This is a genomic window from Chitinophaga filiformis, from assembly GCF_021646545.1.
Classification (GTDB): Bacteria; Bacteroidota; Bacteroidia; order Chitinophagales; family Chitinophagaceae; genus Chitinophaga; species Chitinophaga filiformis_A.
The window spans coordinates 764978-780080 of sequence record NZ_JAKIRP010000001.1 but is presented as its reverse complement, the minus strand read 5'-3'; the positions used below and the strand labels follow the sequence as shown (position 1 = coordinate 780080).

Annotated in this window: 13 protein-coding genes; 9 read left to right on the top strand and 4 right to left on the bottom strand. The window is 47.1% G+C overall.

All coding sequences use genetic code 11. From position 1 onward, the window contains the following. Window positions 1-50: 50 nt before the first annotated feature. From glpK to pafA, 3 genes are all read left to right on the top strand, one after another. Window positions 51-1589, top strand: coding sequence for a glycerol kinase GlpK (gene glpK, locus L3C95_RS03220; protein WP_236385117.1), 1539 nt, complete (start codon window positions 51-53; stop codon window positions 1587-1589). 73 nt (window positions 1590-1662) lie between these two features. Beyond that, window positions 1663-2406 (top strand): MIP/aquaporin family protein, encoded by a 744-nt coding sequence (locus L3C95_RS03215; protein WP_236385116.1) that lies wholly within the window; start codon window positions 1663-1665, stop codon window positions 2404-2406. 254 nt (window positions 2407-2660) lie between these two features. Further along, window positions 2661-4298, top strand: a complete 1638-nt coding sequence (gene pafA / locus L3C95_RS03210) for an alkaline phosphatase PafA (protein ID WP_236385115.1) — start codon at window positions 2661-2663, stop codon at window positions 4296-4298. A gap of 146 nt (window positions 4299-4444) precedes the next feature. On the opposite strand, the gene L3C95_RS03205 is transcribed toward pafA, so the two are convergent. Next, window positions 4445-6004 (bottom strand): glycoside hydrolase family 10 protein, encoded by a 1560-nt coding sequence (locus tag L3C95_RS03205; protein ID WP_236385114.1) that lies wholly within the window; start codon window positions 6002-6004, stop codon window positions 4445-4447. 261 nt (window positions 6005-6265) lie between these two features. Here L3C95_RS03205 and L3C95_RS03200 point away from each other — a divergent pair, with 261 nt between their 5' ends. The 4 genes from L3C95_RS03200 to L3C95_RS03185 all read left to right on the top strand — a co-directional run bounded on the left by L3C95_RS03200 (window position 6266) and on the right by L3C95_RS03185 (window position 9839). Further along, window positions 6266-6862 carry a NifU family protein gene (locus L3C95_RS03200; RefSeq protein WP_236385113.1) on the top strand — a complete coding sequence of 199 codons (597 nt, stop codon included), beginning with the start codon at window positions 6266-6268 and terminating at the stop codon, window positions 6860-6862. Between the two features lie 108 nt (window positions 6863-6970). After that, window positions 6971-8644, top strand: coding sequence for a PNGase F N-terminal domain-containing protein (locus tag L3C95_RS03195; protein WP_236385112.1), 1674 nt, complete (start codon window positions 6971-6973; stop codon window positions 8642-8644). A gap of 19 nt (window positions 8645-8663) precedes the next feature. Next, window positions 8664-9299: a nicotinamide riboside transporter PnuC gene (gene pnuC, locus L3C95_RS03190; RefSeq protein ID WP_236385111.1), complete on the top strand. Its 636-nt coding sequence runs from the start codon at window positions 8664-8666 to the stop codon at window positions 9297-9299. 9 nt (window positions 9300-9308) lie between these two features. Continuing rightward, complete coding sequence (locus tag L3C95_RS03185; RefSeq protein WP_236385109.1) at window positions 9309-9839, top strand: AAA family ATPase; 531 nt, start codon at window positions 9309-9311, stop codon at window positions 9837-9839. Window positions 9840-9841: 2 nt separating this feature from the next. Here L3C95_RS03185 and mtgA read toward each other — a convergent pair whose 3' ends face one another. Beyond that, complete coding sequence (gene mtgA, locus L3C95_RS03180; RefSeq protein WP_236385107.1) at window positions 9842-10555, bottom strand: monofunctional biosynthetic peptidoglycan transglycosylase; 714 nt, start codon at window positions 10553-10555, stop codon at window positions 9842-9844. A gap of 111 nt (window positions 10556-10666) precedes the next feature. Here mtgA and L3C95_RS03175 point away from each other — a divergent pair, with 111 nt between their 5' ends. Next, window positions 10667-11284 (top strand): L-threonylcarbamoyladenylate synthase, encoded by a 618-nt coding sequence (locus L3C95_RS03175; protein ID WP_236385105.1) that lies wholly within the window; start codon window positions 10667-10669, stop codon window positions 11282-11284. A gap of 12 nt (window positions 11285-11296) precedes the next feature. Next, complete coding sequence (locus tag L3C95_RS03170) at window positions 11297-11644, top strand: hypothetical protein (protein ID WP_236385104.1); 348 nt, start codon at window positions 11297-11299, stop codon at window positions 11642-11644. A gap of 1434 nt (window positions 11645-13078) precedes the next feature. On the opposite strand, the gene L3C95_RS03165 is transcribed toward L3C95_RS03170, so the two are convergent. Next, window positions 13079-14221 carry an aminopeptidase C gene (locus tag L3C95_RS03165; RefSeq protein ID WP_236385103.1) on the bottom strand — a complete coding sequence of 381 codons (1143 nt, stop codon included), beginning with the start codon at window positions 14219-14221 and terminating at the stop codon, window positions 13079-13081. A gap of 169 nt (window positions 14222-14390) precedes the next feature. After that, window positions 14391-14912 carry a GNAT family N-acetyltransferase gene (locus L3C95_RS03160; protein WP_236385102.1) on the bottom strand — a complete coding sequence of 174 codons (522 nt, stop codon included), beginning with the start codon at window positions 14910-14912 and terminating at the stop codon, window positions 14391-14393. Between the last annotated feature and the right edge of the window lie 191 nt (window positions 14913-15103).

The following is a 15103-nucleotide window of genomic DNA, read 5'->3' as shown; positions in this document are numbered from 1 at the left end:
GACAAAATAAACCATAGTTCCATACCCGTTAAATTTCACGTGTAAGCTATATGAAGGAAAAGGAAATAACCCGGTATGTCCTGGCATTGGATCAGGGTACCACCAGCTCAAGGGCGATCATCTTTGATAAAGCCGGCGCGATTGTATCTGTAGCCCAGAAAGAATTCAGACAGATCTTCCCTTCCCCCGGATGGGTGGAACATGATGCCAGCGAGATCTGGTCCAGCCAGTTGGGCGTTGCCGCAGAAGCAGTGGCTAAGGCACGACTGAGGGGAACTGATATCGCGGCGATCGGGATCACCAATCAACGGGAGACCACCATTGTGTGGGATCGCCGTACAGGTAAGCCTGTTCACAACGCCATTGTATGGCAGGACCGGCGTACCGCGGCCTACTGCGATGAATTGAAGGCAGCAGGGCATGGACAGATGATCCGGGAAAAGACCGGTCTTGTCATTGACGCCTATTTCTCTGCAACGAAAGTGAAATGGATACTGGATAATGTTGAGGGCGCGCGGGAAAAGGCAGCCAAAGGATTACTGGCCTTTGGGACAGTAGATGCCTGGCTGGTATGGAACCTGACAGAAGGGAAAACCCACGCGACAGATATTACCAATGCGTCACGGACAATGTTATTCAACATACAAACCCAGAGCTGGGATGAAGAACTATTGTCCCTCTTTGATATTCCGGCTACCATGCTGCCGGAAGTAAAGCAGTCCAGTGAGCTGATTGCAGAAACGGCAACATCTATTTTCTCTGTAACCATTCCTATCGCCGGTATTGCGGGCGACCAGCATGCCGCCCTGTTTGGACAGATGTGTACCTCTCCGGGAATGGTAAAGAATACCTATGGCACAGGATGTTTTATGCTGATGAACATCGGCGGACAGCCCATCATTTCGCAGAACAACCTGGTTACCACTATTGCATGGAAAATAAACGGAAAGGTGGAATATGCCCTGGAAGGTAGCATCTTCATTGCCGGAGCCGTAGTACAATGGCTGCGTGATGGATTGGGCATCATCCGGTCCTCCTCAGAGGTGGAAGGTCTGGCGGCAAAGGTGGCCCACAATGACGGCGTATACCTGGTACCGGCCTTCGCAGGTCTGGGTGCTCCTCACTGGGATCAGCATGCCAGAGGTACGCTTGTAGGCATGACCAGGGGTACAACGTCGGCGCATATTGCCAGAGCTGCCCTGGAAAGTATCGCCTACCAGACCATGGAGGTACTGCGTGCGATGGAAGCGGATGCCGGTATCAGCATAAAAGAATTGCGGGTAGATGGCGGAGCCACCAATAACAATTTGCTCATGCAGTTCCAGGCCGATATCCTGGGTACGCAGGTAATACGTCCCAGGATCACGGAAACAACGGCTATGGGAGCGGCTTATCTGGCGGGACTCGCAACCGGCTTCTGGAAAGACCAGGAAGAAATTGCCCGCCAGTGGCAGGTGGACCACTCTTTCACCCCGGCAGGTAAGGAAGAGCAGGTGCACAAATGGATCAAAGGCTGGAGCCATGCAGTAAAGGCGGTGAAGGCCTGGGCAAAATTCTCGGCACAGGAAGACGCCGTAGTAAGCCAATAATACAACCTGCGGATGATCTGACTTAATCATTCCCGCACCACTAAAATGACTAACTGATAAAAATAATTCTTCAATGAACCCTTTATTAGCAGAGTTTCTGGGAACCATGTTATTGATACTGCTGGGTAATGGCGTAGTGGCAAATGTTATTCTTAATAAGACAAAAGGCAATGGCGGTGGCTGGATCGTGATCACGACCGGCTGGGCACTGGCCGTATTTGTGGGTGTAGTCGTGGCCGGTCCTTATAGCGGCGCACACCTGAACCCTGCCGTGACGCTGGCAATGGCTATAGCCGGAAAGTTTGCCTGGTCAGCTGTTCCGATGTTTATCCTGGTTCAGTTACTGGGCGCCATGACAGGAGGATTCCTTGTCTGGTTTTATTATAAGGATCATCTGGATGCCACAGCAGATCCGGGCCTGATCCAGGCCTGTTACTGCACGGCCCCGGCCATCAGGAATAACGGGCGGAATTTCGGCAGTGAGGTGATAGGCACCTTTGTACTATTGTTCACTATCTTTTACTTTACCGGGGCTGAACTAGGGGCAGAGAAAACACCGGTGGGAATGGGTTCCCTGGGAGCATTGCCTGTGGCCCTGCTGGTATTGGCAATTGGACTTTCACTGGGAGGCACGACAGGGTATGCTATCAACCCGGTAAGAGATTTAGGTCCGCGTATCATGCATGCCATCCTGCCAGTAAAAGGAAAGGCAGGTAGTGGATGGGACTACGCCTGGATTCCGGTGGCTGGCCCTTTTGTTGGTGCGGCTATTGCTGCAGCGCTGTATCTCTGGCTGCAACCAGCGATAAGTCAATGATCTGAGATGACTGGCGGAACAACCATTGCCTGCTTTTTATAAGGGAAGATAGCCGGAAAGACACTTTTCCTATGTGAGAGAACAAGGAGAGAATAAGCAGAGAAGACGCAGAGAACAAGCAGCGGGTTTATCCCGGTATATTCCCGTTGGTAATATTTGTACAATTCAAATTCTGAAAGGATAGATAATTTGACAACCTTAAATAGCCGAAGGCGTTAACAATCAGGTCTTATTTGTAGTTGAAATTATCTATCATGAGAAAAATATGTCAATCACTGTCTGCACTGGTGCTTACCGGCGCGATGTTGCAGACAGTTGCTGTTTTTGCCCAGAAACCGGTGGACCGTCCGAAATTAGTTGTTGGTATTGTTGTTGACCAGATGCGTTGGGACTACCTGTACCGGTATTATGATCGTTATGAAGCCGGTGGATTCAGGAGAATGTTGTCAGAAGGCTTTTCCTGTGAAAACACATTCATTACCCATTTACCTTCTTTTACGGCTGTAGGGCACAGCACGATTTACACGGGATCTGTACCTGCCATTCACGGTATTACCGGTAATGACTGGACAGACCAGGTAAGCGGCCGCCATTGGTATTGTACAGAAGATACTACCGTACAGCCGGTGGGCACAACCTCTGACGCGGGTAAGATGTCGCCCCGTAACCTCCTTGCCTCTACGATCACTGACGAGCTGAAAATAGCGACGAACTTCCGCTCTAAAGTCGTAGGTGTGTCCCTGAAAGACAGAGCCTCCATACTGCCTGCAGGGCATGTTGCCAACGGCGCCTTTTGGCTGGATGACAGCAATGCCAGCTTTGTGACCAGCTCCTTTTACATGCAGGACCTGCCGGAATGGGTGAAGGCTTTTAATGCCCGCCAGCTGCCGGCACAGATGATGTCGAAGTCCTGGGAAACACTCTATCCCATTAATACCTATATCCAGAGTACTGCAGATGATATGAAATGGGAAGGCACCTTCAGCGGAGAGACAACGGCTACATTCCCACATAAGATGCCGGATATTTACCAGAAGGATAAAGGCAGCCTGCGCTCCACTCCTTCCGGAAATACCCTCACGCTCGAATTTGCCAAAGCTGCCATTGAAGGATATCAGCTGGGGAACAATACAGTGACCGATTTTCTTGCTATCAACTGTGCTTCAACAGACTACGTGGGACATAAGTATGGACCTAATTCTATTGAAGTGGAAGACACCTACCTGCGTCTGGACAAAGATCTGTCGGCCTTCTTCCGTTACCTGGACCAGCGTTTAGGCAAGGGCAATTACCTGGTGTTCCTGTCTGCAGATCATGGGGCGGCCAATTCTGTGGCATTTATGAAAGAACATCAGATCCCGGCCGGAGTGCCCGACGGGAAGATGTTAACGGGATTGAATGCATTGCTGAAGGAGCGTTTCGGCGCAGACAAGCTGGCTCTGACTACAGAAAATTATCATGTCGGATTTGACCTCAAAACGATCGCCGCGCAGAAACTGGATTATGATGCGATAAAGAAAGCAACTGTTCAGTACCTGCAAAAGCTTCCCGGAGTACAATTTGCTGCAGATGTGGATAACCTGGGCAACAGTGCCATACCAGAACCGATCAAGACGATGATCGCCAATGGATATAACCCTAAGCGTTGCGGATCGGTAGCGATCATTCCCGAACCAGGCTGGTATTCAGGATCTGATAAGGGCACCACCCATGGCAACTGGAATCCGTATGATACTCATCTGCCACTGGTGTTTATGGGCTGGCATGTGAAACATGGAACGAGCAATGATGTGGTTAGTATGGCGGATATTGCACCAACCATTGCGGCCATGCTACGTATCCAGATGCCGAATGGAGCTGTAGGTAAGCCGGTACAGGCGGTATATAAATAACAGATCATCATCGCAAAAAGAGAGGATGTACCGAAATAAGCGGAGGCTCCGAAGCGCATAACGGCGACCTGATTGCGTCAGATAACTGTATAAAAAGAGCGCCTGGATCAAAGTGTGATCCAGGCGCTCTTTTTATACATAATATGTTACTGATATCTGGCCGTCGGTTCTGGGTCAAACATAAACAATGTTCTCCTCCCCGACTTCTTCATATATAAAGGATCGCTTGCCCAGCTTTCGGTTTGCAGGCGGTTCAATGCTGTTACCACGTAGGTGTAAAGATTTCCTTTTACGTAGGAATAATCTATGAACTGCGGGTCGGGCATCTGTTGTATGATGGCCAGGATCTTGGTAGGATCGTTCAGATTGATGGATTCACTGGCATTGAAACGGTACAATACATACTGTTGCGTACGACCGGAGGTATCATCGTCTGCCCAATAAAGGTGGAGGCCATCGGTTCGTTCAAAGGCATCTATAAAATAAGGAGGCAGCGGTGCCGGCAGGTTGATCCAGGGCATTGCAGGGCGCAGGGCCGGATAACGGTAGAAATGATTGCGCAGGGTATCTTCAAATCCTAAAGGATTGCCATTGAATGATTTAGCGCTGTAAAAGGCGCTGCCATGAATCGTGTTAAGTGTCCGGGCCTCTGTGATCTGTATCGGCAGCTCTGCCGGAACACTCCAGGCGGCGCTGCTACGGAGGCGATATACGCCATGACCAATATATACATTACGGCCATAACCATGCTGGGCCCACCAGTTCAGCAGCAGCTCGTAGTTGGCTGCCCGGTGCCCCCGCTCCCAATACAGCTGAGGAGCCACATAATCAATCCAGCCGTTCTTCAACCATTTGCGTACGTCCGCATAGAGGTCGTCATAATTCGCCAGTCCTGTTGTATAAGAACCGTCCTGGTCTTTATTTTTATTGCGCCAGATGCCGAAGGGGCTGATCCCAAACTTTACCCAGGGCTTTTCTTCCTTGATCATTTTGCCCACCATCTGGATAATGGTGTCTACGTTCCAGCGGCGCCAGTCGTCTTTCATCATGTTACGGCCATACTGGCGGTAGGAATTGTTGTCGGGAAAGTCCCTGTTGGCGACCGGGTAAGGATAGAAATAATCATCGAAGTGAATAGCATCTATATCATAGCGGCGTACAACGTCCCGGATGATCTGGGTAACGTATTCACGCACTTCCGGAATGCCGGGATCAAAATATTTTTTACCATCAAAATTGACGAACCACTGTGGCCGCATACGTGTGATGTGATTGGGCGCTACGTTATTCCTGCCGGTGCTGATAGCAGCACGGTAAGGGTTAAACCAGGCATGGAATTCCATTCCCCGTTTATGGGTTTCTTCCAACATAAAACGGAGCGGATCATAATAGGGATTGGGTGCCTGTCCCTGTACACCGCTCAGGTATTCTGACCATGGCTCGAACGGAGAATCGTAGAAGGCGTCTGCAACCGGACGGACCTGAACAATAACGGCATTCATGCCGTTACGCTGTTGCTTATCGAGAAGATTAATAAATTCCTGTTTCTGTATCTCAACCGGCAATCCTTTCCTGGAAGGCCAGTCAATATTTTCCACCGTGGCAATCCATACTGCACGAAATTCCCTTTTGGGGGGCAGTTGAGCGTGGACCTGGTTAAAGATGCAGGTGAGCATTAGCGCAACTCCCAATAAATACTTGACCATTCTAGATGTAGGTTAAGACCTGAAAAACTGCGAAAATAACAAAAGCATTCATTTAAGCAATCCGAAGTAACCGACTGCCGGCCATGAAGTTGATAATGCAGCACAAACGGTGCCGGATTAGGGATAAACTGTACAAAAAACACATGTGATTTAAAAAACCTCTATATCCCTATTGTAAAATTCGATACGGAAAGCGGTTGATTCCACTGGGTATGTGGACGAAAGTTGCTACCTTTGTTGCATCAAAAAGTTTAGAGTACCATGATTAAAACAGGCAATCCCATTATCAGCATATATACGGAAATGACGCCGAACCCGGAAACAATGAAGTTTGTGGCTAACAAGCTGTTGTATCCAGGTAAGCACATCGATTTTCCGGATGAGGCCAGCGCTAAGCCGTCTCCTCTGGCAGTCGAGTTGTTCAGCTTCCCGTTCATAAGGGGTGTTTTTGTTATGGCTAATTTTATTACGCTGACAAAAACACCAGAGACTGACTGGAACGATATTATACCTACTATAAAAGCCTTCCTGAAGGAATATCTGGAAGATAACCGTCCCGTTATCAACGAAGAGGAAATAGTGGTGACAAAAGCTGCCGCGACCAATGAAGTGAGCGCAGACGATACTGATGTGGTAAAACGTATCAAGGAATTACTTGAAAACTACGTGAAACCAGCAGTAGAGATGGATGGCGGAGCAATTCAGTTCAAAGATTACGACGACGGTACTGTAACGTTGATGTTGCAGGGTTCCTGTTCAGGTTGTCCCTCTTCCATGATCACGCTGAAAGCCGGTATTGAAGGCATGATGAAGCGTATGATCCCTGAGGTGAAGGAAGTGGTGGCAGAAACAGAATAAGCCATAGTTGAGAGAATGATAGTGTTAAAAAAGAGCGCAGTCTTTTGACTGTGCTTTTTTATTGTCCCTGGTATATCTTTATCCCTTATTCGGAAACATTTTATACTTATGAAAAAACACTCATTACTGTGGATCGCCCTGTTGATAACCGGGGGGGTACAGGCACAATCGGGGAGCGAAAAACCCGGGGCTGAAATTATCTACGGCTTCCGGTACAACGGTAAGGACGTTCCTGAGGGGAATGTGAAACTGATCATCCAGGGCAACAAGGCCAGCTACCAGCCGATTGATGTCGCTGCACAGAAGGAAAGGCAGTTCCTGGACAACAAGGGAAAGGCTACTTACCAGATGATTACCAATAAAGAAGGGGAACTGCTGACTTTCAAAAAAGCCTTCAGCAATTATGATCAGCCAGAATTGCTGCCTGGTATCGACACCGTGCTGGGATACCCCTGTAAAAAAGCGAAAGTAAAGGTCCGCTCAAATAATATTGAGATCTGGTATACCGATGCCCTGCCACTGAAAGGAACGCCTGTTTTGGGCTTTGCGCCAGGCCTGGGCCTGATATTGAGAACGTTGCGTAATGGTACTTCCGAATACATCGCGACAAAAGTGGATCTGCGTAATATAAAAGATGAAGAGCTGAAATGGCCGGCTTCGATGGGTTCAATGGTAGACGATGCCACCTACCTGCGCCAGGTGATTGAGAACAGGTTCAATACCCTGCACATCTTCAACCAGGAGCAGATCAGCTGGGGAAATAAATTTAACGACCCTGCGGATGAGCAGGAGAACGTTACTTACCATTATGCCGGAGGAACCGTTATCCTAAAAAAGGTAAAACTGCCGAAGACAACCGACGTTACCTTGTTTGCAGAAGTTGCGGAATATTCCAACGGAGACTCTTACGACCGTACCGGCTCAGTATTTATGATCCCTTTGGACAAGAAGAGCTCCTTCCTGAACGGTTTGAAAAAAGGAGTAAAAGAATTGCCTGTTTATCATGAGAAATACCGTGGGGTTGTAGCCACAGATAACTATCTGCCAACCATGGAGTTGATGCGTTTTTTCACCCCTTTCGGTATCAACTATTATAATGAAAAGGTGAAAATAAAAGGCTACGAGTGGGCTGACTCTGCTGTATATCGCCAGGATATTACCGAGTTGCTGCCCCGTTTGCAGGGAGAAGTATGGCTGGGCATATACATTGGTAATTATGACAAAGGTGGGCATAAAGTAAGTCTCCGTCTGAAATACTATCCTGCCGACAACGACCAGAAAGGTACGAAGGACGAACATTGGGTAATGCCGGTTTTCAACACCACCAACCTGATGGAAATGGCAGACCAGGAATATGGCACTATGTTCGGAAAAGATTCTCTGACCGTCACAGTGAATATCCCTGAAGGATTAAAAAACCTGCGTTTACGTTATACAACTACCGGCCATGGTGGCTGGGGTGGTGGAGATGAGTTTAACCGGAAGCTGAACGAAATCTTCGTAGACGGAAATAGGGTTTATCATTTTATCCCATGGCGTACCGACTGCGGCAACTTCCGTTTGTCAAATCCGGCTACAGCCAATTTCAATAATGGTCTGGCCTCTTCAGACCTGAGCAGGTCTAACTGGTGTCCGGGAGGTGTGACGGAACCGATCACTATTCCCCTACCCGATCTGACCCCGGGAGAACACACCTTTAAAGTGAAGATTCCACTGGGAGAGCGGGAAGGCAACAGTTTCAGCGCCTGGAACGTTTCCGGTTGTTTAATAGCAGAAAAATAAGGGAGCATAACTTTAGGACATGAATTTTGATGCACTATATCAGGGACTACAGGAAGGAATGCGGGCAATGAGCTGGCTGGAAATAGTGGCAGCGTTGTTTGGCGCCATCAGTGTGATCTGCAGTAAGCAGAACAGCATATGGTTGTACCCAACAGGATTGGTGAGCACCGGCATCTATGCATATCTGTTGTCGCGGGAACAGTTCCGCCTGTACGCAGAAGCTACATTGAATGTCTATTATTTCATCATGAGCGTTTATGGCTGGTATCATTGGGCAAAAAAAGATGATAGTGAACCGGAAACGCCGGTAGAATGGGCTAGTCGCCGGGAATGGATTGTGACGGCGTTGATAACTGTGATAGGCTGGGGTGTTTTTGCATACTTGCTCAGTAATTACTCCAACTCGGATGTTCCTTTGATAGATGCATTTGTATCTGCTACGGCCTGCGGCGGTATGTGGCTGCTGGCGAAGCGGAAGATAGAGAACTGGCTGGTACTCAATGTGTCCAACCTTGTAGCGATTCCCTTATTGTTCCATAAACATTTATTGCCAACGGCAGTATTGACCATATTCCTGTTCATTGTTGCCGTGTTGGGTTATTTCAGCTGGAGAAAGATCTGGCGGGAACAACATGCTGCGGGAGTGGCAAAGTAATTATAATATATGTTGAAAGTAGTTGTTATAGGGCCGGAGTCTACCGGAAAGAGTACATTGAGCGACCAGCTGGCGGCACATTATCAAACGGTGTGGGTGCCGGAATATGCACGTCAATACCTGGAAGAGTTGCCCCGGCCCTATGAACAACACGACCTGCTCACTATTGCAGCAGGACAGCTGGCCCTGGAAGATAAGCTGGCAGCACAAGCCAACAGACTGCTGATCTGCGATACAGATCTGCATGTCATCAAGGTATGGAGTGAGCATAAGTATGGTGCCTGTGATCCCCGCATCCTGGAGCAGATAGCCACCCGCCCCTATAATCTGTATCTGTTAACCTATATAGACATTCCCTGGGAGGAAGATCCGCAGCGGGAGTACCCTGACCCTGCCATGCGGGAATACTTTTATAACATTTACAGAGACCTCGTTGCCACGTCGGGCGTACCCTGGGTGGAGATCAAAGGAAGTTTTGAAGAAAGGAAATCGCTGGCAGTAACTGCTGTGGATAAGCTGTTGAAAGACAATAAACGCTGATATTATTTACTGCTTACCAGTTCCGCGATATCCGGGTCCGGAGCAATGAACCGCATCTGCTGTAATATTTTTCGCTGACGATAGGAGGTGATACGTGCCGGCGGCGTTACGGTATACTTTATTGGATTCGGCAGGCAGGCAGCGATCATAGCGGCTTGTTCACGATTCAGGCTGGCTGCACCTTTATGATAATATTGTTGTGCTGCAGCTTCTACCCCAAAAATGCCATCTCCTGTCTGCGCCACATTCAGATACATTTCAAGTATCCTCTCCTTGCCCCATATTTTTTCGATCATAAAAGTAAAATAGACCTCGAGTCCTTTGCGCACCCAACTGCGTCCCTGCCAGAGAAATACATTCTTTGCTACCTGTTGGCTGATGGTGCTGGCTCCCCGGATCTTTTTACTTTTCTGGTTATGCTTCATCGCTTTCTCGATGGACTTAAAATCAAATCCGTTATGATCCGGGAACAGTTGATCTTCACTGGCCAATACCGCCAGCTTGGCATGTTGAGAGATCTCATCATAGTCAGCCCAGGTCTTATGGAAATGTTTATCTGTTCCAATGAGGCTAAACCAGGAGGATATCATGGTAAGGGTGATCGGCGGATTGACCCATTTTAATATTATAATGTAAACGAATTGAGCAATGAATAGAACGAGTGCAATCTTTTTCAGCCTTCTCCAGGTTCTCGGAACAATCCCTTTTAAATTCATCCAGATTGGTTTTGCAAATTGGCTGGAAAGATAGTAAGATTATTTAATGTGGAAAATGTGTTGGCCTGGAAATTGGGACTGCATCCCGGTGTACTTTCGTAAATTTGTAATATGCTCTTAACCTTACATCCGGACAATCCGAACGCCCGCCATTTAAAAACGATAGTGGAATGTTTGAAAGGCGGTGGTGTGATCATCTATCCTACCGATACTGTGTATGGTATGGGCTGTGATATTAGTCAGCATAAGGCTGTAGAAAGGATCTGCCAGATTAAACATATTAACCCGGCTAAAGCCCAGTTCTCTTTTATCTGTTATGACCTGAGCCATTTGTCAGACTATGCAAAGAGTGTGGATACGCCCACATTTCGTATGCTGAAAAAGGCGTTACCTGGTCCTTACACATTCATCCTGCCGGCCAGCCGGGCAGTACCGCGTATGTTAAAGGCCAAAAAAGATACTGTAGGTATCCGTGTTCCGGATAATAATATAAGCAGGGCTATTGTAAAAGAGTTGGGGAATCCTGTAATGAGTACCTCCCTTCCGATAGATAAATACGTGGAGGAGTATACGGATCCTGAGATTATTCATGAGAAGTTCGGTAAAATTGTGGATATCGTGGTGGACGGTGGAATTGGTGGGTTGACCTTTTCTACCGTAGTAGATTGCACTGGCGATGTGCCGGAACTGATCAGGGAAGGTGCAGGTAGCTGGGAGGCTTTGGTATAAAATGCGTTGATTATGAAGAAACTATTGTCCTTAGCGGGATTGTTCACATTTATTTGCCTGTCGCATCTATCTGCGCAGTCCTGGCTTATAGTAGCTCCGCTTTATCCTTTGACGAAGTCAAGTAACTTCTGGCTCGCACCTCCTGAAAAGGTGGCACCGCCGGTATATTTATCCTCCTTTCAGTTGACGGCTAACAAGCCATTGCCTGTGGCAAAATCTCCGCTTGCACCGAATGATTACTATCAGCAACATTTCGGGTTTTTCTGTAAAAAGGAGTGGTATTTTGAGAAGCAGGTACAGTTGCCGGTGAAGGTGCGATTGGGGAGTTATCAGGAGGCGCAACGACTGGAAGGTAAGTGAGTTTTCTTCCTTTAAATGCCTTATGGCGCTGTGTTTTAGTTCTTATTAATGACTGTGTCAATTAAATTAATTGCTTTTGTCAATTAATTATTTGCGTGTGAAATCTCTTCTTTTTGGGTGTAAATACTTGAGATTTTATTGATTAGAAACGGCGGTTTTTTCTTGTATTGAGGCTTGGTGAAATGGAGCTTGTGCAACGGTAGTATTTGACTTTGGCAAGGATGTTTTCAGTCGTTTATGTGTGAGATACGACGGGCTTTCAGGTGGGACTACTGGCTGAGTTCTTTGAAGCTGCGGAAGATTGAACGCTGGATGTCGTATTTAGCTTTTGGATTTCTGTTAAACCCCTGTCAAGCGTGCCGGCCGGCTTCAAACAACTGAGGCCAGTAGTCTCCACCTGAACCCCGTCTTGATTCAGGTCGTCCGCTTATAGTGAGACCGAAACAATCCTAACTTATAGTACATAATCAATCGAAACTCCCTTTTCCTTGATGATATCAAACGTTCGGAGTTGGATGCCATTTTAAAAAGACTTTGGTTGCTCCACTTAATAATAGCATGATCGTGTTTGATTTCCTCTAAGCCGTTAAGAAATACTTGCTCGTCTGAAGAAAACGAAAGACTCTTTCTTTAAATAGAAGGACCATACTTCGGCACAAATAAATATTGCATCACAAATGGATCTGCATTACAAGTAAAGTCATTTAATAAAAGATATACGTGCTATCATTGATAAAGTCAACTACATGTGGATCCTGTTAGCGCCTCTGGCAGCACTTAGGTTAAACGGCTATTGTTTCGAAGGATGCCAATATCATCTTCTGCCAAAAGAGCGAACTTCTATTTGATAGTGAGAAATGTTTCCAGTGGCCATTCCCTGTTCTTCTAAAAGAGTCCTCTCCAGTATAATAGAGATATATGCTCCGAACGAGGGCAATACCGTCTTCTGTTAAACAGCGCAGTTCTACTGTAATCATTTCTCGAAGAAGGTAAAGACCTTCCTCTGTTAAAGAACTACCTACTTACTATAATAGGGAGATCTAAAGCAGCGTGGGTTCAGGTGGGAATCACTGGCCTCAGTTATTTGAAGCCAGCCGATACGCTTGACAGGGGTTTAATAAATATTCAAAAGCCCAACACGATTCCCAATGCCTTATCTTCCGCAGCTTCAAAGAACTCAGCCAGTGATCCCAGCCTGAAACCGACGCAGTATCTCCACCTCAAAAAAGTTACTATTCCCGAACGTAATTACAAAAGCAAAGAGCGTCCAACACGATTCCCAATGCCGCAGCTTCCAAGAACTCAGCCAGTGATCCCAGCCCGAAACCGACACAGTACCTGACCTCAAAAGAATTATCACCCCTAAACAAGGTGCGTCCAAATAAAAACGGCTGCCTCAAACGAGACAGCCGCCCACTATAAGTAGAGAGATAATTAAGACTGTTTGATCCCTAACTTCTTCGCAATATCCGCCGGAATTGCTTTTTTGTTCAGCATAATGCTGGTAGTCTTGTAAGCAAAGAATGGCTCGGAAGCATAGAAATAGCCATTATCAGGGTTTGAAGTTCCCCAGGAGTTCTTCACACGGAAGAACACTTTCCCGTTCTGGTCTTTCGCCATACCTACGATATGCATACCATGATCATCCTGTGTTTCGTAATTATCAAAAGCCAGCTGACGAAGTTCCGGGGTAATGGTTAATTCCTTCACCGGTTCAGTGAATGCTTTACCCAGTTGTTCAGGCGTCAGGCTTGCTACGTCTGGAACGATAGCCAGACCTTGTCCAAAGTTGAAGCCTTTCTCACTTACGTCTGATGCCCAGGCAACGGTGTAGCCGTTCTGGATAGCATTCTCAGTGATGGCGGTCAGGTCGCTCAGGGGAACATTATACATTTTATCCCAGTTCCAGTTGTCAGGAACTTCCAGCACAAACTGTTGATAGTAAGGATGGTGTGTGAAAGAGGTGATAAATACATAATCATCCGCATCCAGACCCAGTTCCTTAGCGAAAGTTTTCGGGGTATAGCTCTTACCGTTATACTCAAATTTTTCAGGAGCATCACCGATGTACGCATTCAATACACCATCAAAGGCTTTGCTCCAGTTAGGATTGATAGTAGATTCGGTAGCACCGATCTTCTTCACCATGCCATCCAGGATGGAAGTCATTTCGGCATGGTTATAAATTTTTACGCGATTACCGTCGTATACACTTTGAGGTACAAGACCGTATTCACGGAGACAGAGGAGATCATCAGGGAATCCACCGCCCTCACCGAAATTGGCTTTACCATGCATACGGACATAGTTGGATGCTTTCAGGGGATACATTTTTCTAACTACATACATCTCGCTGAGGTTAATATTCTTGCCTTTTCCGATGCGAAGTGCTTCGGCCTGGAAGAAGGAAAGTCCCGAGAAGGACCAGCATGTACCGGTATTGCCTTGGTTTTCTACGTCACCTGCGTCGAGGTTTTTGATAACAGTGAACTTATAGTTACTGCCTTCCTTGTTGGTTGTTTGTGCGATAGCCGCTGTGGAACAAAAAGCGGCAAGGCATAGCGCCCATGTCTTCATTGTAATGATGTTTTTCGGGTATTTTTAAAAAAATAGTGGCCCAATCTAAGCTAAAACAGTCATTCCTAATGGATAAAGAATGATGAGTGGGAGTTGCAATAGATTGCACGCTGCCGTTAAAACAATCTTCGGCGGCATTGTAACCACGTACCTGCGAACGTCGGGATAATCACTTCACACTGTGAACAAGGTATTCCTCCCGGGATATCTCCCATCTCCATAGCTGTTCAGGGGCCTCTCCTACAAAATGCATCCCGGACTTCTGAAGCACTTTCACAGCGGCGTTATATTCCTCTTCAGTATGGGCGATCACCTTGTTTACATAGGAATGGTTAAAGGCAAAGCGGACCAGCGCCTGGGTAAGCTCAGTACCATACCCCTGTTCACGGTAGGGAGATGAGATCTCATACCCTATTTCAACGGCGCCATCCCTGTCGGGACGTCCTTTAAAACCGCCGGCGCCCATGAGGCATTTATCCTCCTGGTGTATTACCAGGTAAAAGAACCAGCCTAACATAGAGGGGTCATTTCGGAGTTTGTCGTATGCTACAAGTATCACTTCCGGAAACTCTGTCCAGGATTCGGGGATATGGATGTCTAGCAGTTCACCCAATACCTCTTCTCCCTGTAACAGTGCTTCGAAATACTGCAGGGTACATGGTAATAATTGAAGTCGAGGTGTCAGGATCATGGGCGAAAACTAGTAAAGGATTTTGGAAAACACAATAGGCAGAACAAGGGAAAAAATACTAATTATCAGCGGGAAATACAGTAGCTGCAATGGTGTTACGCGGATGATTTGATATGAACCCTTCGGGAGTGTCGTACCGGGGATGTAAATGTTAAAAAAACCAGGAACTGAAAACGCAGCGATTGTTGGTT